Origin of the sequence: Nocardia vaccinii NBRC 15922 (assembly GCF_001613305.1) — a bacterium.
GTDB lineage: Bacteria > Actinomycetota > Actinomycetes > Mycobacteriales > Mycobacteriaceae > Nocardia > Nocardia vaccinii.
The window spans coordinates 1-19,189 of sequence record NZ_BDCC01000060.1; the positions used below are offsets into that span (position 1 = coordinate 1).

Here is a 19,189-nt window from a genome sequence, read left to right on the forward strand (position 1 = left end):
TTTCCGACAGAATATTCGCTGGTGGCACGCTACGCGTATTGGTTATCGTCGGCGGCGGCAGTTCGAACGACTCGAGGTGGCGGTGTGATCGAGGTGCAGATGATCGGTCCGGACGACTGGGAGATCTGGCGTCGGCTCCGGCGAGAGGCACTCACGGAAGCTCCGGCGGCGTTCGGATCGACAATCGCCGAATGGAGCGGCTCCCGCGACACCGAAACACGATGGCGCGCACGGCTCACCGACGTTCCGTTCAATGCGGTCGTCCGGTGGCGTGACGTGCCCGCGGGCATGGTCGGCGGGTACGTCGACGACACCGGTGCCGTGGAGTTGATATCGCTGTGGGTCGCACCGTTTGCCCGGGGGCGAGGTCTCGGCGACGCGGCAGTGAGCGCAGTTGTGGACTGGGCGGGCGGCCGTGACATCGGTCTGTCGGTCAAGGCTGACAACCGGGCCGCGATCCAGCTGTATCAACGTCACGGATTCGCCGACACGGGCGGTTCGCCCGACGATGCCAGTGAGCGACGCATGCTCAGGGCGATAGGAATGGACCGCACATCTGCGTAGGGCGAACATCCGCCCATGCCGATGACACGGCGTTTGTCAGTTTGCCCGAGGAGAAGTCGACTCACCGCACCAACCAGCACGGTCGGTGAGCCGTACGTCCCCCGCACGGCGATCACCACCTCATCGCACCGAACCGGGACAACAGCGCGGGCACCTTCGACGCGGCCATCAACGCGCGGAACTGCCAGCTGTCATCACGCGGCAGCACACCGCCACGCTGAGTCGCGTCCAGGAAGTCGTAGAGGGTCTCCCCTTCCTCCATCAGCCCGTCGGCGTTGAAATGATACCGATCCACCGCCGGGCACTGGATGAAACGCCCGTTGCCGTAGATCACCGGAGCAGTGTCGTCGTACGGGTACAGCCGCAGCGGACCGGTCCAATGACCACTGCCGATATAGCGAATCACGGTGCGCACCAAGCCATCCGGCGTCACATCCAGATACGCCTGCCCGGGCAGCGGATCGTATCGCCAGTCCGGGATGGCGTCGAAGAACGCGAAGTTGTACTTCACGAACTCGTCGATCCCCACGATCGTGCGGCCGAACGTGGTCACGTCGGTGTACCGCACGTCGGGGGCGTACAGCTCGTCGTTCAGGCTCATATCCCGGACCAGGAAACTCCACCAGTACTTCTTGGCCCACTCCATCACCCAGCTCAGATCCACCCCGAGCTTGCCGTAGAACTCCAGCTTGCGCTGGAAATCGTCGAACCACGCCAGCGTGCTCGCCTGCAATTCCGCCTCCGGTATCGCCCGAATCGGCACCGCGCGATTGGCATTCAGGAACTCCGGGACCGGTTCGGACAACCGCGGCTGCCGCAGGGCCTGCTGAAACTGTTCCTCGTCGAACATGACGCACCTTTCACACGACCGACGCGGCCACCACGATGTGAGGGTTCCGCAAAGATGAATCATATGATTCATCTAGAATCGGGTGATGTCAATGTGCATGATGAACCCGGGTGCGAGGATGGGTTCGTGACCAACGCACCCAAACTGTGGCGAGGCCAGACCCTCCAGGACCGATCCGGCGAGCGACGCGGGCAACTCCTCGACTGCGCTTTCGACCTGCTCGGCACCGCGGGCGCGGGTGCGGTCACCATGCGGGCGGTCATCCGGCAGGCGAATCTGAGTCCGCGGTACTTCTACGAAAGCTTCGACAACCGCGAAACGCTCCTGGGCGCGGTGTACGACCGCACCGAAGCCGCTCTGTTCGAACGGCTTTCAGCCATCACACCGGGAACCGACCCGTACGCTGCCATCCGGACGGCGCTGCAGACCTGCGCCGACTTCTTCGAGGAAGACCCGCGACGCGCACGCGTCCTGCTACGAGAGCCCCTGGCCGACGACCACCTGCGCCGCCACATCACCCAGCGCACCCCGGCAGTGTTCCGCGGACTGGCCCCCTTGCTCGGCCCTGCCGCGGAAACCCTGTTCAGCAGCAGCGACGACACGCTCGCCACCATCGGCACCGCCCTCGCCGGTGCACTGACCGCCGTATACCTCGAGTGGACCGACGGTCACCTGACGATCGAACGCGAACCTCTCGTGGACAATGCGACCACTATCGTCGCCGCACTGCTCGGCATCACTGTCGCACCCTGAATGCCACTGGGCGACCGCAGGTTCGAACACCGGCCATCATCGGCACCTCACCCGCCACGGCGGTATCCCGCAAGCGCGCAGCATCATTCGACGCCGATTCCGACGTACCGCCCGGCATCCGCGCCGTTTCGCCGAGGATTCGCCGGTTCGGAAGGCCTCGGGCCGCCGGAGACGAAAGTTCTTCGCCGGTAACGGATTCGGTGCGGCACGCCACCGCGCCATTCGACCGGGCAACTGCTGGAATCGTTCCGCCGTGCGGCGCGGCGTTCAGTCGGGCACGCGAGCGATGCCGGGCTGCTCGGAGCCGTGTGGGATGTCGAAAGTGTCCTCGCCCGTGCGCAGCAGCCGCAGCACCACGCTCGCCACGTAATCCGGATGGTGCGGCACCATGCCGGGCCGCGGCGAGACGCCGAGCTGGAACATGCCGTCGCCGAACTCGGTCGCGGTAATCGAGGGCAGCAGTAGCGACACCGCTACCCCGTCCGCGGCCAACTCGTCGCGCAACACCGCGCTGAGCATGTTCACCGCCGATTTCGTCGCCGCGTACGCGCCGTAGCCGGTCGCCACCCGGCGGGTGGTCCCGGAACTGATATTCACGATCCGGCCGAACCGCTGCTCCCGCATGGCGGGCAGTACGGCCTGGGTGACACCGACGAGAGCGGCGATGTTCAGCTCGAGAATCCTCCGGTACTCGACTAGATCGACATCGGCGACCGGGCCCGTCATGGCGGCCCCGGCGTTGTTCACCAAGCCGTCGATGCGGCCGTGCCGCTCCAGCGTGGCCGCGACCAGGTCACGCACCTGCCCCGCGTCGGTCACGTCGGTGGGTACGGCCAACGCGCCGCCGAGTTCCGCGCTCAACCCGGCCAGCCGATCGGCCCGGCGCGCGGCCAGGACCGGCCGCGACCCGGCGGCACGCAACGCCCGCGCGGTCGCCGCGCCGATCCCCGACGACGCCCCGGTGACGATCACCGTTCTACCGGTCAGGTCGATGAGATCACCCATGCGCCAAGGTATATCAGACGGTCGACGGCTCACCGATCCCTTCGCAGCCGGGCCTCTCGGACCTGAACCGGGCTGCCGTACCAGCTGGTACCCTCGGTTCGTGCCTGTGATCGTTGCCACCATTACTCCGAAGCCCGACAAATTCGACGAGGTCGCGGAGGTGCTCACCCGCCTCATCCCGGAAGTCCACGACGAGGACGGGTGTGAGCTGTATGCCCTGCACAGGGGCAAGGACCGTTTCGTCTTCGTCGAGAAGTGGCGGGATATGGCCGCCCTGGGCGTTCACGGCGGCGCGCCGAGCATCAAAGCCATGAACGAGGGCCTCAAAGACCTGGTTGCCGGCCCGCTGGACGTTCAGGTCCTCGAGGCCGTCCCCGCGGGCGATGCGGCGAAGGGCGCCCTCTAGCCGCTGCAGCGTCGGTATCAGTTCGTGGGCAGGGCTCTGCGACCGGTGACGGTGAGCAGGATGTCCTTGGCGGACAGGGTGACCGGCGCGCCCGACCCCAGGACCAAGTCGGCGTCGGTGGCCCGCAGTTGCCGTCCGGCCGGGTCGAATCCGAAGTAGGAGAAGGATTTCGGGGTCGAACTGCGCAGCACCATGGCGATGCGTTCCGGGGGTGCGGGCGGGAGGCCGAGAGACTCGGTGATGTCGAGGCCGTGGATGACGTCGTGGCTCAGCGCGCCCGCGGCTCCGCCGCCCGGCGGACGCCACGGGTGCCGCGCGTTGTCGCGCAGCGCGGCGAGCAATTCCGGGTCCGAGAGTCGTGCGGTGTCGTGGTGCGCGGCCTTGTCCGCATAGCGATCGAAGGAGAAGCGGGCCGCGATCAACCCGATCAGGAACGCGGGCGGCTTGGTCCGATAGGGCATGGTCATATGGGCGACCACCTCGCGGATTCGCCACCCGTCGCACAGTGAGGACGCCGCCCACTGGGCCGGGGTCAATTCGGCCAGCAGATCGGCGAGACGCTCGCGTTCGGCGATCGTGTGCGCACGCTCGGGAGTCAGGTTGTCGGTGGTCATCCGGCGATCCTTCCGGTCCGGGAAAAGGGAGTCGTCACTGTTACGACCGGGACGACCGGAAATAATCGGTGGGCTAGCGGATTGTCGCGGGCAACCCGAATTCGGCGAATCTGGCCCCACTGCCGAGGAAAGTGACCACCTGCGCGACCCGGCCGTCGCGTGCGTGCACGGCCACCAGCGCGAACGGCCGCAGAACACCGTCGGCATCGGGACGGTACTGCCCCACGCCGGTCACTCCGTTCATCCGGACCGGCACCATCCGGTCCCCCGCGCAGGCATCGCTCGAGGCGAAGATCCGCACCGTGGCATCGCGGCCGGTCATCCGCCAGGCGAACGGCGGCATACCCGATTCGGCGTCCGCGCACAGCACCGCGGCGAGCCCGGCGACGTCGTGGTTCTCGAAGGCCGTCGTGTAGCGCCGGAGCAGGTTCTCGTCGACGGGTTCGAGGCGGGGCTCGGCCGTCCGCGCGGCGGCCAGGGTGAGGCGGGCCCGCTGCAACGCGCTGTTCGCCGCCGCGGTACTGACGCCGAGCATGTCCGCGGCCTCCGCGGCGGTGAAGGCGAGCACATCACGCAGGACCAGCACGGCCCGCTGCCGCGGTGGCAGATGCTGCAATGCCGCGATGAAGGCCAGCCGCACCGATTCGCGTCGTACCGCCAGCTCGGCGGGATCGCCGGTGCCGATCAGCCGGGAGTCGGGCATCGGATCCAACCACCGGCCGGGCAGCACCGCATCGGGATCGAACCCGTCCGCGGACGGCCCTTCCCAGATCAGCATGCGCCGCCGCGCCGCGCGCAACATGTCCAGGCAGATGTTCGTGGCGATGGCGTGCACCCAGGTCGACAACCCGGCCCGGCTCGGATCGTAGGAATCGAATCGGGTGAAGGCGCGGAGCAACGTCTCCTGCACGGCATCGTCGGTGTCGGCGGCGGTGCCGAGCAGGCGATAGCAGTACCCGGTCAGCGGCACCCGCAGCGCCTCGAGTGCACCGGAATCGATCTCCGCCTGCTCCGGCGATGAGCTCACCGGCCCATGCTAGCCCGCGGCCCGATCCCGGTGCGCGCGGAATGAGCGCTGGGGTGTCGGTGTTGCTTCGTAGAGTGGCAACACCGTATCGCCGAGCACACACAGACGGGGACTCATGGCCGACCAACTGACGATCATGGCCGTACACGCCCATCCGGACGACGAAGTCATCAGCACCGGTGGGATTTTCGCGCGGTACGCCGCCGAGGATATTCGCACGGTGCTGGTGACCTGCACCAACGGCGAACAAGGGGACGCGCCCGGCGGCATCAAACCCGGCGAGCCCGGACACGACGCGAATGACGTACGGACGCAACGGCTTTCCGAGCTCCGTGAGTCCGCGGCGCTGCTGGGGATCGAGCACGTCGAACTGCTCGGATACCGCGATTCGGGTATGGACGGCTGGGACGCGAACCACGATCCGGAATCCTTCCGCAATATTCCGATCGAGCAGTCGGCCGCACGACTCGCGGACCTGGTCCGGCGCTACCGCCCCCAGGTCGTCGTCACCTACGACGAGAACGGCAACTACGGCCACCCCGACCACATCCAGGCCAACCGCATCGCGGTCGCGGCGACGACGGCGACCGGTATCCCGGCCAAGCTGTACTACACCGCGATTCCGCGCGAAAGCTCCCTCGAGATGTTCGAGACGCTGCGAGCCAAGGGTCTGGTCGACTTCGAGCCGCCGGAGGACTTCGGCACGCCGATGGATCGGATCACCACGGTGGTGGATGTCGCCTCGTACGCCCAACGAAAGATCAAGGCACTCGAAGCCCACGCCAGCCAGAGCGACAGCGTTCCGTTCCTGCGCATGCCCTCGGACCTGCAGCAGATGATCTTCGGCACCGAAACCTTCGTCCGCCACATCAACCGCGTTGCCGCCGCGCCCGATCAGGAAACGGACCTCTTCGCCGGACTCCGCTGACCTCTGGACATGCTCACCGTGGCAGCGCGATCGGCGAATGCCGCTGTGCTGCCGCGTATCCGGGACAGTGCCCGGATCATCGTCGGAGTCGGCGTCGTGCCCAGCGGCCGTACCCACGTTCCGCCGGGCAGTCCGCTCGATCCCGATCCGATCGCCTGGATGCGCGCGCCGGCATCGGCCGGGTCGAATCCCGCGGTGCGGGACCGTAACCACGACGGCCCCGCACCGCTCGCCGAGGGATGATCGACCGAATTACGCACGCACGGCGGAACTTCCGGACGCGGGTACGGTCGCCGACAGATTCCCCGGGCGAGAAGTTGGGATCCGACACAAGTAGGCTCGAGCGGATGCCGAATCGGTCACAGAGATGCGCCATCAATTCGTGAAAAGCGGTACCGGGGGCCGATACTCGTGGAGGTTCGACCGAACCGAGTATTTCGATGCGAGGATTCGTGGTGAAAGCGTTACTTGCAGTTGCGATTTCCGCAGCACTGGTCGGAAGTGCCGCCGTGGCCGCACAGTCGGCCCATGCCGACCCCGGTGCGCAGATCAACCCGAGCACGCAGCCGATGCCCGGCACCGCGGGCCCCACCCCGTTGCAGCAGTGGATCGACAACACCGTTCCGGCACTGCCGCATACCGGCGACGACCAACTGACCGCCCTGTGGCGCGGCGTGCTGTCCCCGCCCACCGGTGATCCTCTCTTCGATGCCTGGCCCGGCGACCTGGCTGCCGCGCAACCCGGCCAGATTCTCGAAGCACGCGATGTCACGGCCACCGCGGCCCCGCTCGTGGCGGTACCCATCCAGCGCGCGGTCCTGCTGAAGTTCCGGACCACCTCGGCGACCGGGACCCCGTCCTTCGGCACGGCGACCCTGATCGTCCCGGCCGCACAGTGGAAGGGGCCGGGGGCTCGGCCCGTTCAGGTCAACGCACTGCCGATCAACTCCCTGGGCGCGCACTGCACCACGAGTTATACGATGGCGCACGGGATATTCGACAAGCCGAACACCGATCTGGCCGTATTCCTGCCGACCGTGTGGGCGGCGCTCGGACAGGGGTACGCGGTCGTACTGCCCGATCACGAAGGCCCGCGGATGGCGTACGCGGAACCGAACATCGCCGGACATGTGATGCTCGATTCCATTCGCGCCGTGCGCAACAGCACGCCGGGCGAATTCACCGACAGCCGTTTCACCGTCAACGGGTATTCGGGCGGCGCGATCGCCGCCTATGGCGCGGCCATGCTGATGAACGAATACGCACCCGATCTGAAAAACATTCTCGTCGGAGCCGCCGCGGGCGGGTTGGTCGCCGATTACCGGGATGTGGCGCACCGATTCAACGGCAATATCGAATCCGGCATTCTCCTGTCGGTGGTGCTGGCGATGTCGCGCGAACATCCCGAGATGTTGCAGTACATGAATCATCTCGCCCAGTGGGTGTCGACCTCGCCGATCAAGGACATCTGCGGCGACGCGGACGGACCGCTCGGCGTGGCCGGATTCCCGCTCGACGTCGCCGCGAACATCGGTGACCCGCTCGACAGCCCGTACGCCGAGAAGATGTACGGGCAGTTGGATCTGAGCAACCGGAAATCGGGTGTGCCGCTGTACATCTACCACGGCGGACTCGACTGGTGGCTCCCGATCGAGGACGCCGAGAAGATGTACCGGCAGCAATGCGCAAAGGGCGTGCCCGGGGTATTCCGCGACGTCCCCGGCGAACATCTGATCGGTTTCCTCACCGGCTACGCCGGGTTGAACGATTGGCTCGACGCACGCCTGCGCGGCGAACCCGCGCCCGATGAATGCCCGGCGCACTGACGCGAATACCGCATTCGCGCGCACGGTGAAATACTCCGGCCCGCACGGGTTTCGGAGCGAACGACTACCGCCGAATACTGATGTACAAGGGCGTGCAGCGATCGGCACTCGAAAACAAGGATGCTGGTTTGAGAACCCTGATACTGACCGTAGTTATCCTGATCGCCGGCTGTACGTCATTGGCGGCGCAGCCCGCGCGCGCGGATGACGGATCGTCCGGTGATTCCCAATTCTCGCCGACGCCGGGCGACGCGGCGCCGTCCCCGTTGCAGAAATGGATCGACGGCACCGTTCCGCCGCCGCGACTTCCCGCACCGGCGCAAGCGGATGGGAATGGCAAGGAGTCGGCCTTGTGGAAGTCCGTACTCCCTACGCCCGCGGGTGATCCCACGTTCGACAGCTGGCCCGCGGATCTCGCGGCCCTGCGTCCCGGCGAGACGATCGAGACCCGGGACATCACCGCGTCGGCCGCCGCGCTGTTCAACGCCCCGATCGCGCACGCCTCGCTGGTGAAGTTCCGAACCACCTCCTCGACCGGCGCCCCCTCGTTCGGCACGGCGACGTTCCTCGTTCCCGCCGCCGAGTGGCCCGGCCCCGGTCCCCGGCCGGTGAACGTGGACACCATGCCGATCAACGCCCTCGGTCTGCACTGCACGCCCGGCTACACCATCGCGCACGGAGTCCGAGACAACAACGGCATCAACGTCTTTCTCCCCTCGGTCGGGGCGGCGTTGCACAAGGGACAGGCGGTGCTGATCCCCGACCACGAGGGTCCGTATATGGCGTACGCCGAACCCGTCGTGGCCGGGCATCTGACCCTCGATTCGATTCGGGCCGTGCGGTCGCTGTTCGCGGCCGATTTCCGGGCCAGCCGGTACGCGGTGACCGGTTACTCCGGAGGGGCGATCGCCGCGTACGCGACGGCGATGCTCCAGCGCGAATACGCTCCGGACCTGGCGCAGTCGCTGGTGGGAGCCGCGATCGGCGGCCTGGTGACCGATTACGGCGCGGTGGCGCACGTATTCAACGGCCACAGCGCCTCGGGCATCCTGCTGTCGGTGACGCTGGCGATGTCACGCGAACATCCCGAGATGTTGCAGTACATGAATCACCTGGCCCAGTGGGCGGCGATCTCGCCGTTGAAGGATATCTGCGGCGAGGCCGACGGTCCGCTCGGCGCGGTAGGCATCCCGATCGACGTCACCGCGAATATCGATCACCCATTGGAGAGCGATATCGCCGCCCGGATCGAACGCCTCACGAACCTGACCGACCGCACATCGACCGTCCCGCTGTACATCTATCACGGTGACAACGACTTCTGGATCCCGATCGAAGGGCCGCGCCGGATGTACAGCCGCCAGTGCGAATTCGGCGTGCACGCCGAATTCCGAACGGTCCCGGGCGATCATGTCTCCGCCATGATCAACGGAGCCAACGGCGCGACCGATTGGATCGACGCCAGACTCCGCGGTGAGCCGGCACCGAACGAATGTCCCGCGATTCGGTAGGTCGTTCGTCGCGCCAGTGAACCGGTGCGATTTCCTGTGCACTTTCACAGTGCCCATACGCCGGACACATTGAGAACAAGGCTCTACCTTTCGAAGAGTCTTGTTATCAACTCCGCGTGGGAGGGCCTATGGCCACCTTGCCCAACACTCCGGAATCGGACGATATCGCCGCGCCCGATACCGGCCGCCTCGCAGACGACGCCCCACGCTGGCGGATCCTCGCCATCGTGGTCGCCATGGTGCTGCTATCGGAGGTCACCACCTTCCAGCTGACGATGGTCGGCTCGGCTCTGCAGAAGATCACCAAGACGTTCTCGGACGTCGGGGCCGATATCAACTGGGCGGTGATCCTGCCCGGCATCGTGGGCGCGGCGACCACACCGATCCTGGGCAAGCTCAGCGATATGTGGGGCAAGAAGAAGATCTTCCTGCTGTGCGGGGTGTTCTTCCTGGTCGGCAGTCTGCTGGACGCGGTGACCAGCAACTGGTGGGTATTCCTGGTCGGACGCGGGCTGCAGGCGTTCACCGTCGCGATGACCGTCATCACCTACGGGTTGGTCCGGGATCTGCTGCCGCGCAGGTACATTCCGATCGGATTGGGGGTCGTGGCCAGCGGCGTCGGATTCTCCGCGGTGCTGGGCCCGGTCATCGCCGGACTTCTGGTCGACAATTACGACTGGCGCGCGATGTTCTGGTTCCTGGCCATCTACGTGCTGGCCGCGATGCTCGTGATGGCCGTCGTCGTCCCGGAGACCAAACTCCGTGTCCGCCAGCGCATCCAGCCGTTCGGCATCCTCGCACTCTCGGCCGGAACCCTGCTGATCCTGGTCTACGTCGACAAGGGCCAGGAATGGAAGTGGGGCCATCCGGCCACACTGGCCTGGCTCATCGGCGGCTTGATCCTCGTCGCCGCGTTCGTGCTGATCGAATTCCGTTCCAGCGCACCGATCATGGATGTCCGCCTGCTGCTCAGCCCCAAGGTCAGCCTCACGCTACTGCTGATGCTCTTCGGTATCGGCGTGCTCGCGGTGATGCCCACCGCCACCGGGTACATGACCCAGACCCCCAGTCCGGACGGGCTGAAACAGTCCGTGGTGCAAGGGGTTATCGACCAGGCGCACCAGATGACCGGCGTTACGCTGCCGCCGTCGGTGGTGCATGTGACCCTCGATCCCGGCTATCACTACGGCAATGGTTTCAGCCTCCTGGCCTACGCCCTGCACATCGGCATCACGACCGGCATCGTCGCCATGATCGCCGGCCCGATCTGCGGGCTGCTGGCCCGTCGGGTCGGCGTGCGGATCCACGCGATCGTCGCCTGTGTCATCACCGCACTGTGCGCGGTCGGCTTCGCGCTGGTCATCCCGCACTACTCCTGGCAGGCGTTCGCGATACTGGCCGGAGTGTTCGGCATCGGCTTCGCCCTGTTCTACACCGCGGGTTCGGTCCTGATCGTGGACGCCCTGCCCGAAGAGCAACAAGGCGTCGGATCGGGCATGCTCGGTGTGACGATGGGCCTGGGCTCGGCCATCGGCACCGCGATCCTGGCCGCATTCCAGGCCGCGCATCCGTTGAAAGCCCATATCGAGGTCATGGGGCATTCGGTCACCCAACCCATCCCCCAGGTGTTCGCCGATCGCGGATACATTCTCACTTTCTGGTTCATGGCCGCCACGGTGCTGGTCGCACTCGTCGTCGCGCTGTTCATGCGACACGGACGCACTCCCAGCACGTCCGGAGTCATCACCTCGTAACCAGAAGATCCACCCGCCGATCAACGGACAGGGTGGGTGCTATCGGCCGGCCGATAGCACCCACCCTGTTCCTCGTGTCGCCCGGCACCGCCACAGCCCCGCCGACAGGCCCGGACGTGCGCAGATCGTCCGGTCCGGCGGCGAAGGCAGGAGTGGCCGACGGCCCGGATCGGTGCGGGCGCAGGTGCTGTCGTAGCTGCGGTCGCGCCCCGTGATGGCGATCAGCCGGTTGTTCACCGGCGACGGGGTGAGGTGGCACAGCACTCGCCGTGCCCGGTCCGGCCACGGGCCATTGCGGCCGCTGTCGCGTATGCCAGGTTGTCGACGTGAACGAGGTCCATGACGTGACGTCCGTGGCCGCCTCCAGCCAATCGGCCGGAGGCGGCCACGTCGCGCGGCGTCGCCGATCGGCGAGCGCAGGGTTGTCGGCGGCATCCCGGGGGTTGCGATGCGGGCCGGAGCCCGATAACGGCATGCGGGCCGGGATGGCTCAGATGATCGAGCCCACGTCGTGCCGGACGAGGTTGTCCAGGGCGCGTTCGACGACCGCCGCGATGGTCATGGACGGATTGCAGGCCGCGCTGTTGCCCGGAATCAGCGCGCCGTCGAGTACGTACAGGCCGCGGTGCCCGTGCACCCGGCCGTCCAGATCACACACCGGTCCCATCGGGGCGCCGCCCAGCGGATGCCAGGTGGACGGCATCGCGGCATTGGTATCGGTGAGCACGCTCGCCGGGCCCGCGACCTTGCGGACCAGCGGTCCGATATAGCCGTTCTGCGCGGCGGCGTCGCCCTCTTCGGCCCATTGCAGCACGGCCTCGCCCCGGCCGGAGTCGTAGACGAAGCGGCCGCGGGCATTGCTGACGCCGTAACCGACCAGCATCGTGGTCCGCGCATCCAGGCCCATCGGAGGAATCGACGCCTGGATCACCGTCGCGGCGGTGGCGGGATTCCCCCAGTTCAGGCTGCCGTACACGACCGGTCCGCCCTGCGGATAGCCGACGTCCGCGTCCAAACAGGTCCAGGTGTAGATGCGGTCGCCGTTGGTGCCCCAGCCGCCACCGAGCCCGTCGGGCATATCCGGAATCCGGCCCTCGGCGGCGGCACGCACGAGCAACCGAGTGGTGTTCAGGCTCCCGGCGGCCATCACCAGCGCTGGCGTGGTGAGGATCTTGTTCTCCACGACCCTGCCGGAGGCGTCGGTCCGATCCACGTGCACCGTCCAGCGGCCGTCCTTCGCGCACTCGATATCGGTGACGCGGTGCAGGGGCGCGACCGTGGCCTTCCCGGTCGCCTCCGCGGCGGCGAGATAGGTGACGTCGACCGAATGTTTACCCCCGTTGTTCACGCCGAGCGCACCGTCGCCGTTGGTGTACGACGGCTTCATCTTGCCGTGGATCTCGGCGAGGGCGTAATTCCAATCGATCGGCATCGGAATCTTGGACAGCGGCAATCCGGCTTTCCGCACATGATCCGCGAAGACCCGCACGGCTGTGTAATTGCGGGTATTGATCAATTCGTCGGGGGCCACGGCAATCTGCAGCATCTTCGCCACGCGCGGGTAATGAACCCGGTGCATGGTGTCCCAGTCCAGCTGTGCCGGAAGTTGGGTTTCGAACACATCTTTCGCGGGTTCGAGCGTCATTCCCTGGTAGACCAGCGATCCGCCGCCGACTCCGGCCGCGCACAACGCGGTCATGTGTTCGCTCGTCACCGTTTCGAGCAGACCGGCGTACGGATCGAACCCGACCGGCTTGCCGAACAACTGCGGCGCGGACCCGTACCACAGGATCCTTTTGTCGGGAGACGTTGCGCGCGGGAAGGTTTCGGAGTTCGGGCCGGTCGGCCACCGCAGTCCCCGCTCGAGCACCAGCACGGGCACACCGGCCAGAGCCAGTCGCAGCGCGGTGACCCCGCCGCCGAAGCCCGAACCGATCACGATCACCCGGTGGTCCTCCCGCACGACTCGGACCCTGCCGACCGCGGCTGCGATACCGCGCCCGGCCGCGTTCGCGAAACCCGTTCCCGCACCGGCTATCCCCGCCGCTGCCGCCCCACCGAGTAGTGCACGACGGGTGATGACAGACATCGATCGACCTCCAAAATATGCCGGAAAGCGCACGGCATCGAATTCACCGCACACAACAGCGACCCGCGAATGTCGCGGCTCGGCAGGAGACGGCACGCGCTGACGCGGGTTACCGGAAGAATTGAAATCCCTTTCGGGCTGCGGGAACGACGCTAACTCCCGCACCGGGAGTGCTCAATCGGCCGGTCGAATATCCGGGGAAGCAACAGGGGTGGCGGCGGAAAACCTCAGTGCGCCCACAACAAGGAACGGCTGCCGCGGACAATCGTCCGGTCGGCTACCGGCTCGATGAAACATCACCTATTCTCGTCCTGTGAGTTCCGTCGACAGCACGCTGACCGATTCGGCGGTTCGCGGTGCGTACACCCCGGCACAGGCCCGCACCATCGCCGCCGCGGTGGAGTTGTTCGATCAGCACGGCGTGAGTGGAACGTCATTGCAGATGATCGCGGACGCGGTGGGGGTCACCAAGGCGGCGATCTATTTCCAGTTCCGCACGAAGTTCGAGATCGTGCTCGGCGTGGTCACCACCGAACTGGCCTGGCTCGAGGCCGCGGTCGACGAGGCCGAGGCCGAACAATGCGATGTGACCGCCCGCGAGCTGCTGTTGAGCCGCATGATCGATCTGACGATCGAGCGGCGCGGCCTGGTCGGGATGCTGCAGACCGATCCGGTCATCACGGAGTTCCTGGCCGACTACGAACCGTTCCACCGGGTCATGGATCGCTTGTTCGCGGTCCTCGAGACCGGTGATGCGGCCGGCAGCGTGCAGGTCCCGACCTCGATGCTGATGGCGGCCATCGGCGGTGCGGCCGCACACCCACTGGTCGCGAATTTCGACAACGCCACCCTGCGCTCGCATCTGATGCACCTGGCGCAGCGACTCTTCCGGCTACCCGGCTGATTCGCGCACGAAATAGAATTCGAAGCCCGGACGGAATCCCGCATATTCATTCTGCCATAACGGCTAGTTGATCGGCTATGTGCCGTTTCGCGAGATCTGCGATGCGGCGGCGAGCCGAGGGTGGTAGTCCCGGGTGGAAAGGGGCCTTGTCCCCGCCTTGCCGTTCAGCTAGCCTCTAACTAGCTGATCGGCTAGGTCACGGTTTCGATGTTCGGCACTCCTCGATATTCCGACCTCTCCCGCGCCGTTCACCACTCGACGAGGAGAAACGGAGGCAGGGATGTACTCGGGTGATTCGATGTCTCTCGGCCTCGCACCGCTGTCCACCGGACCCGACCCGATGGCGACACGCGCCTGTCGTGCCCTGATCGGCTCGATCATCGCGGGTGCCGCCTCCGCCCGTACCACACGTGAGGCCGAGGCCGCCGCGGTCGAATGGGCGCAAGCGGGAATACCGCTGGAAACGGTGCACAGACAGTTGACCGACCGCGTGGTGCACACCTACCGCCTCGACCCGTGCGCCGCGACCGGCTCCGGCCTGCCGGAGACGATCGTGGAAACCCTCACCACGGTCCTGGCCACGATATCGACCGCGTACCTGACCGAACTCGGCGACCGGCAAACCCCCCGGCAACGACTGATATCCGCACTACTCGACGGCCGCGACCCCACCAGCCCGGCCCGCGAATGCGGCATCGCCCTCGCCCACTCCTACGCCGTGGTGGCGGTGGCGTTTCCCCTGCGCGGCAGGAACAACCCGCTCCGCCCCCACACCCGCAGCAGAGTCACCCTCGAGCTCGAACGCCGAACCGGCCACACAGCCCTGGCACGATTGTCCGACCAAGGCGGCACCCTGCTCATCCCCACTCCCCGCGACGACACCGTCCTGGACCGGATACTCACCCGCCTGTCCACCGCGGCCGGAGCCGGCCTCACCGCAGCCACCACCACCGCACCACCCGGCACCATCCCCGACGCCGTACGCCACGCACACGAACTACTCGACCTGGCACAGGTCTTCGGCCGCATCGGCAAACTACACCGACTCACCGACCTGGCCGTGGAATACCAACTCACCCGCCCCGGTCCCGCCCGCGATCAACTCGCCGCCGTCCTGACCCCCATCGAACACGCTCCCCACCTCATGCAGACCCTGCGCCTGCACCTCCCCGGCATCCTGAGCCGCCAAGCCATCGCCCACCGCCTCAACATCCACGTCAACACCGTCGACTACCGACTCAAACGAGTCGCCACACTCACCGGACACGACCCACTCCTGCCCGCAGGCCAATGGACACTATGGTCCGCAGTCATCGCTCGCAGCCAAACCCGCTACGCTACTCACCGCCGCCAAGTGAGCGATCCGGTCAGCCGGGCATCCGGAGCAGTCGGTGAGTGATCTCCAGCAGATGCGTGAACAGCACCTCGTCGTCGAGATCGGCGACGAGCGGATGAGTCACCGCACCACCGATCGCGGCGGAGACCATCGCGACCTTCACCCTGATCCCGCTCTCACCGACATCGCCGACGTGCGCCGCGATCAGCCCCTCGATCATCCGCTGGAACGGCTCGTTCTCCGCCAGGGACCGAGCCAGCACCGGATCGGTCTGCAACATCCCGACCAACTGACGACGCCGCACCACCAGCGCGACCACCTGCTCGACCAGCACCCGCTGGGCCAACTCCGCGTCGTCCTGGGATTCGGCGACCGACACCGCCGCCGCCAAACCGGCCAATTCGGACTCGACGACCGCCACCACGATCTCGTCCTTGGTCCGGAACTGGTGGTAGACAGCCGCTTTCGTGATTCCGACCGCATCGGCGATCATCTGCAACGAGGTGCCGCTGACACCGTGTTCGGCGAACAGCCGTATCGCCGTATCGATCGTGCGCTGCTTGGCCGCGCTGTAATCGGGCCGAGCCGCGACGCCATTCGTCGGACCCGCCACAGCTTCCACGCCATCGAGCCTAGCCGACCGCCGAGCCACGTCGTCGTCTTCGTGCGGTGCCGAGGGGTTCGCCCCGGCGGAATTCGGTATCGGCGTGCGTGCCGTAGCTGGACTCATCCTCATCGGGGTCTCACCTCGCCCACTGTCGGGTCCCGGCGAGGAAGAACGTAGGCGCGGCAGAGCACCCGGAGACGGAGCGTCGTCCGACGGGACGGATTTGTGAGCGGCATCGACCCGAACGAGCCGTCGGCCGCCTCGATGACGCGGCCGACCGGGCTCACTCGGGCTCAGGTCATCCGGCCGATCGGATGATGAGCGCATCGCCCTGGCCGCCGCCGCCGCACAGGGCCGCCGCGCCGACACCGCCGCCGCGGCGCTTCAACTCCAGCGCCAGATGCAGCACGATGCGGGCGCCGGACATGCCCAGAGGGTGGCCGATGGCGATCGCGCCGCCGTTGACGTTCACCCTTTCCGGATCGATACCCAGCTTCCGGGCCGACGCGATCCCGACGACCGCGAACGCCTCGTTGATCTCCACCACGTCCAAGTCGGTCGGTGAAATACCCTCCCGCGCACAGGCTTTGGCAATCGCGTTGGCGGGCTGCTCCTGCAGGGTGGAGTCCGGGCCGGCCACCACGCCCGCCGCGCCGATCTCCGCGATCCAGCTCAGGCCGAGCTCCTGGGCCTTGGCCTTGCTCATCACGACCACCGCGGCGGCGCCGTCGGAGATCTGGGAGGCCGAACCCGCGGTGATGGTGCCGTCCGGGGCGAAGGCGGGACGCAGCTTGGCCAGCGATTCGACGGTCGTATCGGCCCGAATCCCCTCGTCCTGGCTCACCACGATCGGATCGCCCTTGCGCTGCGGCACTGACACCGGCGTCACCTCGTCGGTGAACACACCGTTCTTCCAGGCCGAGGCGGCATTGCGGTGTGAGGCGGCGGCGAAAGCGTCCTGATCCTCGCGGCTGATGGCGTCCACGGCATTGCGGGCGTCGGTCAGCACGCCCATCGCCTGACCGGTGAAGATGTCCTGCAGGCCGTCGGCGATCATGTGATCGTCCAGGGTCGCGTCGCCGTATTTGAACCCTTCGCGGCTCTTGGTCAGCAGATGCGGCGCGCGGCTCATCGATTCCTGCCCACCGGCCACAACGATTTCGTACTCACCCGCGCGAATCAGCTGATCCGCCAACGCGATCGCGTTGATGCCCGAGAGGCACACCTTGTTGACCGTCAGCGCCGGGACATCCATCGGGATACCGGCGGCCACCGCGGCCTGACGCGCGGGAATCTGGCCCGCACCCGCGGTCAGCACCTGACCCATGATCACGTAGTCGACCTGTTCGGGCGCGACGCCGCTCCTGTCCAGTGCCGCCTTGATCGCGAAACCGCCCAGATCCGAGCCGCTGAATCCGGACAGACCGCCGAGCAGCCTACCGACAGGTGTCCGGGCTCCGGCGACGATGACGGAAGTATGTGCATCAGACATGGGCTTGTTCCTCCAGTGCGACGATCAGTTCGTAACCTGTTGCGGCGGTGATCTGTTCGACGGTCACATCGGGCGCGAGCTCGCGCAGCAGCAGCGTGCCGTCCCGCACATCGATGACGCCGAGATCGGTGATGATGCGATGCACCACGGCCTTGCCGGTCAACGGCAGCGAGCACCGCTCGACGATCTTGGGGCCGCCGTCACGGTCGGTGTGTTCCATGACCACGATGACGCGCCGGGCGCCGTGCACCAGATCCATGGCGCCGCCCATCCCCTTGACCATCTTGCCGGGCACCATCCAGTTGGCCAGATCGCCCTCGCGCGAGACCTGCATACCACCCAGCACCGCGGTATCGATGTGCTCGCCGCGAATCATGCCGAACGACAACGCCGAATCGAAGAACGCAGCGCCCGGATTCACCGTCACGGTTTCCTTGCCCGCGTTGATGAGGTTCGGGTCGACCTCGTCCTCGGTCGGATACGGACCGGTGCCCAGGATGCCGTTCTCCGAGTGCAGCACCACGTTCACGCCCTCGGGAAGGTGGTTCGGAATCAAGGTCGGCAGTCCGATCCCCAGGTTCACGTACTCACCGTCGGCCATCTCGGCCGCCGCACGCGCCGCCATCTGTTCTCGCGTCCAGCTCACGCTGCGTCCTTTCCGTCACGAGTGGGGCGCTGCGTGGTGACGCTCCGCACCGTCCTCTTCTCGATCCGTTTTTCCTGCACACCCGTATGCACCAGTCGCTGGACGAACACGCCCGGCAGATGCACCTTCGACGGGTCCAGCTCGCCCGCCTCGACGAGGTTCTCCACCTGCACGATCGTGGTGCGACCGGCCATCGCGGCCAGCGGATTGAAGTTCATCGCGGTCTTGTCGAAGACGAGATTGCCGAGGGTGTCGCCGACTTCGGCGTGTACCAGCGCGAAGTCGGCGACGATCGACTCCTCGAGTACGTAGGTGCGGCCGCGGAACTCGCGCGTCTCCTTGGGCGGGGACGCGATCGCCACCGAGCCGTCGGCGTGGTAGCGCCAGGGCAGCCCGCCCTCGGAGATCGGCGTCCCGACCCCGGCCGGGGTGTAGAACGCCGGGATTCCGGCGCCGCCCGCGCGCAGCCGCTCGGCGAGGGTGCCCTGCGGGGTGAGCTCCACTTCCAGCTCGCCCGTCAGGTATTGCCGCGCGAACTCCTTGTTCTCCCCGACGTACGACGCGGTGACGCGGCGAATCCGCCCGGCCGACAACAGAATTCCCAGCCCCCAGTCGTCGACGCCGCAGTTGTTGGAGAACACCTCGAGCCCCGACACCCCGCGATCGGACAGCGCGCCGATCAACTCGTTCGGGATGCCGCACAGGCCGAATCCGCCCACCGCGAGCGAAGCTTCGTCGGGGATGTCCGCGACGGCCTCGGCCGCCGAATCGTATATCTTCACCGCCACTTGGGTACCGCACCTTTCGTCCACTGAACGGACGTCACACTGCTTCCCCGATAGTGAACAATATCGGGCTCTACCTCGAAAGCGTCTCG

At 66.7% G+C, this 19,189-nt stretch carries 19 protein-coding genes; 10 read left to right on the plus strand and 9 right to left on the minus strand.

Annotation, left to right across the window (positions count from 1 at the left end; all coding sequences use genetic code 11):
* Positions 1–84: 84 nt before the first annotated feature.
* Positions 85–564, plus strand: coding sequence for a GNAT family N-acetyltransferase (locus NV1_RS31480; RefSeq protein WP_067899715.1), 480 nt, complete (start codon positions 85–87; stop codon positions 562–564).
* 112 nt (positions 565–676) lie between these two features.
* On the opposite strand, the gene NV1_RS31485 is transcribed toward NV1_RS31480, so the two are convergent.
* The gene (locus NV1_RS31485; protein WP_067899718.1) at positions 677–1,414 is read right to left on the minus strand and encodes a nuclear transport factor 2 family protein; all 738 of its coding nucleotides are present in this window, start codon (positions 1,412–1,414) and stop codon (positions 677–679) included.
* A 126-nt stretch (positions 1,415–1,540) separates the two neighbouring features.
* On the opposite strand from NV1_RS31485, the gene NV1_RS31490 reads away from it, so the two are divergent.
* On the plus strand, positions 1,541–2,167 hold the full coding sequence (locus NV1_RS31490; protein ID WP_245714017.1) for a TetR/AcrR family transcriptional regulator: 627 nt from the start codon (positions 1,541–1,543) through the stop codon (positions 2,165–2,167).
* A 267-nt stretch (positions 2,168–2,434) separates the two neighbouring features.
* On the opposite strand, the gene NV1_RS31495 is transcribed toward NV1_RS31490, so the two are convergent.
* Positions 2,435–3,172, minus strand: a complete 738-nt coding sequence (locus NV1_RS31495; protein WP_067899722.1) for an SDR family oxidoreductase — start codon at positions 3,170–3,172, stop codon at positions 2,435–2,437.
* A gap of 100 nt (positions 3,173–3,272) precedes the next feature.
* Between NV1_RS31495 and NV1_RS31500 the strand changes: the two genes are divergently transcribed.
* The gene (locus tag NV1_RS31500; protein WP_067899724.1) at positions 3,273–3,578 is read left to right on the plus strand and encodes a putative quinol monooxygenase; all 306 of its coding nucleotides are present in this window, start codon (positions 3,273–3,275) and stop codon (positions 3,576–3,578) included.
* Between the two features lie 17 nt (positions 3,579–3,595).
* On the opposite strand, the gene NV1_RS31505 is transcribed toward NV1_RS31500, so the two are convergent.
* Complete coding sequence (locus tag NV1_RS31505; protein WP_067899727.1) at positions 3,596–4,192, minus strand: maleylpyruvate isomerase family mycothiol-dependent enzyme; 597 nt, start codon at positions 4,190–4,192, stop codon at positions 3,596–3,598.
* Between the two features lie 73 nt (positions 4,193–4,265).
* A complete protein-coding gene (locus tag NV1_RS31510; RefSeq protein WP_067899730.1) occupies positions 4,266–5,219 on the minus strand; it encodes an RNA polymerase subunit sigma-70 in 954 nt (317 codons plus the stop codon).
* 115 nt (positions 5,220–5,334) lie between these two features.
* On the opposite strand from NV1_RS31510, the gene NV1_RS31515 reads away from it, so the two are divergent.
* From NV1_RS31515 to NV1_RS31535, 5 genes are all read left to right on the plus strand, one after another.
* Positions 5,335–6,147, plus strand: coding sequence for a PIG-L family deacetylase (locus tag NV1_RS31515; protein WP_067899731.1), 813 nt, complete (start codon positions 5,335–5,337; stop codon positions 6,145–6,147).
* A 9-nt stretch (positions 6,148–6,156) separates the two neighbouring features.
* Positions 6,157–6,390: a hypothetical protein gene (locus NV1_RS31520; protein WP_067899735.1), complete on the plus strand. Its 234-nt coding sequence runs from the start codon at positions 6,157–6,159 to the stop codon at positions 6,388–6,390.
* 212 nt (positions 6,391–6,602) lie between these two features.
* On the plus strand, positions 6,603–7,973 hold the full coding sequence (locus tag NV1_RS31525; protein WP_245714018.1) for a lipase family protein: 1,371 nt from the start codon (positions 6,603–6,605) through the stop codon (positions 7,971–7,973).
* Positions 7,974–8,101: 128 nt separating this feature from the next.
* Positions 8,102–9,484 carry a lipase family protein gene (locus tag NV1_RS31530; RefSeq protein WP_245714019.1) on the plus strand — a complete coding sequence of 461 codons (1,383 nt, stop codon included), beginning with the start codon at positions 8,102–8,104 and terminating at the stop codon, positions 9,482–9,484.
* A 128-nt stretch (positions 9,485–9,612) separates the two neighbouring features.
* Positions 9,613–11,238, plus strand: coding sequence for an MFS transporter (locus NV1_RS31535; RefSeq protein WP_067899741.1), 1,626 nt, complete (start codon positions 9,613–9,615; stop codon positions 11,236–11,238).
* A 490-nt stretch (positions 11,239–11,728) separates the two neighbouring features.
* On the opposite strand, the gene NV1_RS31540 is transcribed toward NV1_RS31535, so the two are convergent.
* Positions 11,729–13,327, minus strand: coding sequence for a GMC oxidoreductase (locus NV1_RS31540; RefSeq protein WP_067899744.1), 1,599 nt, complete (start codon positions 13,325–13,327; stop codon positions 11,729–11,731).
* Between the two features lie 313 nt (positions 13,328–13,640).
* Here NV1_RS31540 and NV1_RS31545 point away from each other — a divergent pair, with 313 nt between their 5' ends.
* On the plus strand, positions 13,641–14,231 hold the full coding sequence (locus tag NV1_RS31545) for a TetR family transcriptional regulator (RefSeq protein ID WP_245714020.1): 591 nt from the start codon (positions 13,641–13,643) through the stop codon (positions 14,229–14,231).
* A gap of 298 nt (positions 14,232–14,529) precedes the next feature.
* Entirely contained in the window at positions 14,530–15,630 is a 1,101-nt protein-coding gene (locus NV1_RS31550; RefSeq protein WP_169813454.1) for a PucR family transcriptional regulator, read from the plus strand.
* Here the strand turns inward: NV1_RS31550 and NV1_RS31555 are convergent.
* The 4 genes from NV1_RS31555 to NV1_RS31570 all read right to left on the minus strand — a co-directional run bounded on the left by NV1_RS31555 (position 15,599) and on the right by NV1_RS31570 (position 19,094).
* Positions 15,599–16,189, minus strand: a complete 591-nt coding sequence (locus NV1_RS31555) for a TetR/AcrR family transcriptional regulator (protein ID WP_245714021.1) — start codon at positions 16,187–16,189, stop codon at positions 15,599–15,601. The two genes, NV1_RS31550 and NV1_RS31555, sit on opposite strands and share 32 nt — an antisense overlap.
* Before the next feature lie 283 nt (positions 16,190–16,472).
* Positions 16,473–17,666 carry an acetyl-CoA C-acetyltransferase gene (locus tag NV1_RS31560; protein ID WP_067899756.1) on the minus strand — a complete coding sequence of 398 codons (1,194 nt, stop codon included), beginning with the start codon at positions 17,664–17,666 and terminating at the stop codon, positions 16,473–16,475.
* Positions 17,659–18,312: a 3-oxoacid CoA-transferase subunit B gene (locus tag NV1_RS31565; protein WP_281181925.1), complete on the minus strand. Its 654-nt coding sequence runs from the start codon at positions 18,310–18,312 to the stop codon at positions 17,659–17,661. Before NV1_RS31565 ends, NV1_RS31560 begins: the two co-directional genes overlap by 8 nt.
* Complete coding sequence (locus NV1_RS31570; protein WP_373864676.1) at positions 18,309–19,094, minus strand: CoA transferase subunit A; 786 nt, start codon at positions 19,092–19,094, stop codon at positions 18,309–18,311. Before NV1_RS31570 ends, NV1_RS31565 begins: the two co-directional genes overlap by 4 nt.
* Between the last annotated feature and the right edge of the window lie 95 nt (positions 19,095–19,189).

What these genes read in the sequence shown, in the direction of transcription:
- NV1_RS31485 (WP_067899718.1), bottom strand. Translation starts at nt 1,414, where the DNA reads ATGTTCGACGAGGAACAGTTTCAGCAGGCCCTGCGGCAGCCGCGGTTG.
- NV1_RS31495 (WP_067899722.1), bottom strand. Translation starts at nt 3,172, where the DNA reads ATGGGTGATCTCATCGACCTGACCGGTAGAACGGTGATCGTCACCGGG.
- NV1_RS31505 (WP_067899727.1), bottom strand. Translation starts at nt 4,192, where the DNA reads ATGACCACCGACAACCTGACTCCCGAGCGTGCGCACACGATCGCCGAA.
- NV1_RS31515 (WP_067899731.1), top strand. Translation starts at nt 5,335, where the DNA reads ATGGCCGACCAACTGACGATCATGGCCGTACACGCCCATCCGGACGAC.
- NV1_RS31520 (WP_067899735.1), top strand. Translation starts at nt 6,157, where the DNA reads ATGCTCACCGTGGCAGCGCGATCGGCGAATGCCGCTGTGCTGCCGCGT.
- NV1_RS31535 (WP_067899741.1), top strand. Translation starts at nt 9,613, where the DNA reads ATGGCCACCTTGCCCAACACTCCGGAATCGGACGATATCGCCGCGCCC.
- NV1_RS31540 (WP_067899744.1), bottom strand. Translation starts at nt 13,327, where the DNA reads ATGTCTGTCATCACCCGTCGTGCACTACTCGGTGGGGCGGCAGCGGCG.
- NV1_RS31550 (WP_169813454.1), top strand. Translation starts at nt 14,530, where the DNA reads ATGTCTCTCGGCCTCGCACCGCTGTCCACCGGACCCGACCCGATGGCG.
- NV1_RS31560 (WP_067899756.1), bottom strand. Translation starts at nt 17,666, where the DNA reads ATGTCTGATGCACATACTTCCGTCATCGTCGCCGGAGCCCGGACACCT.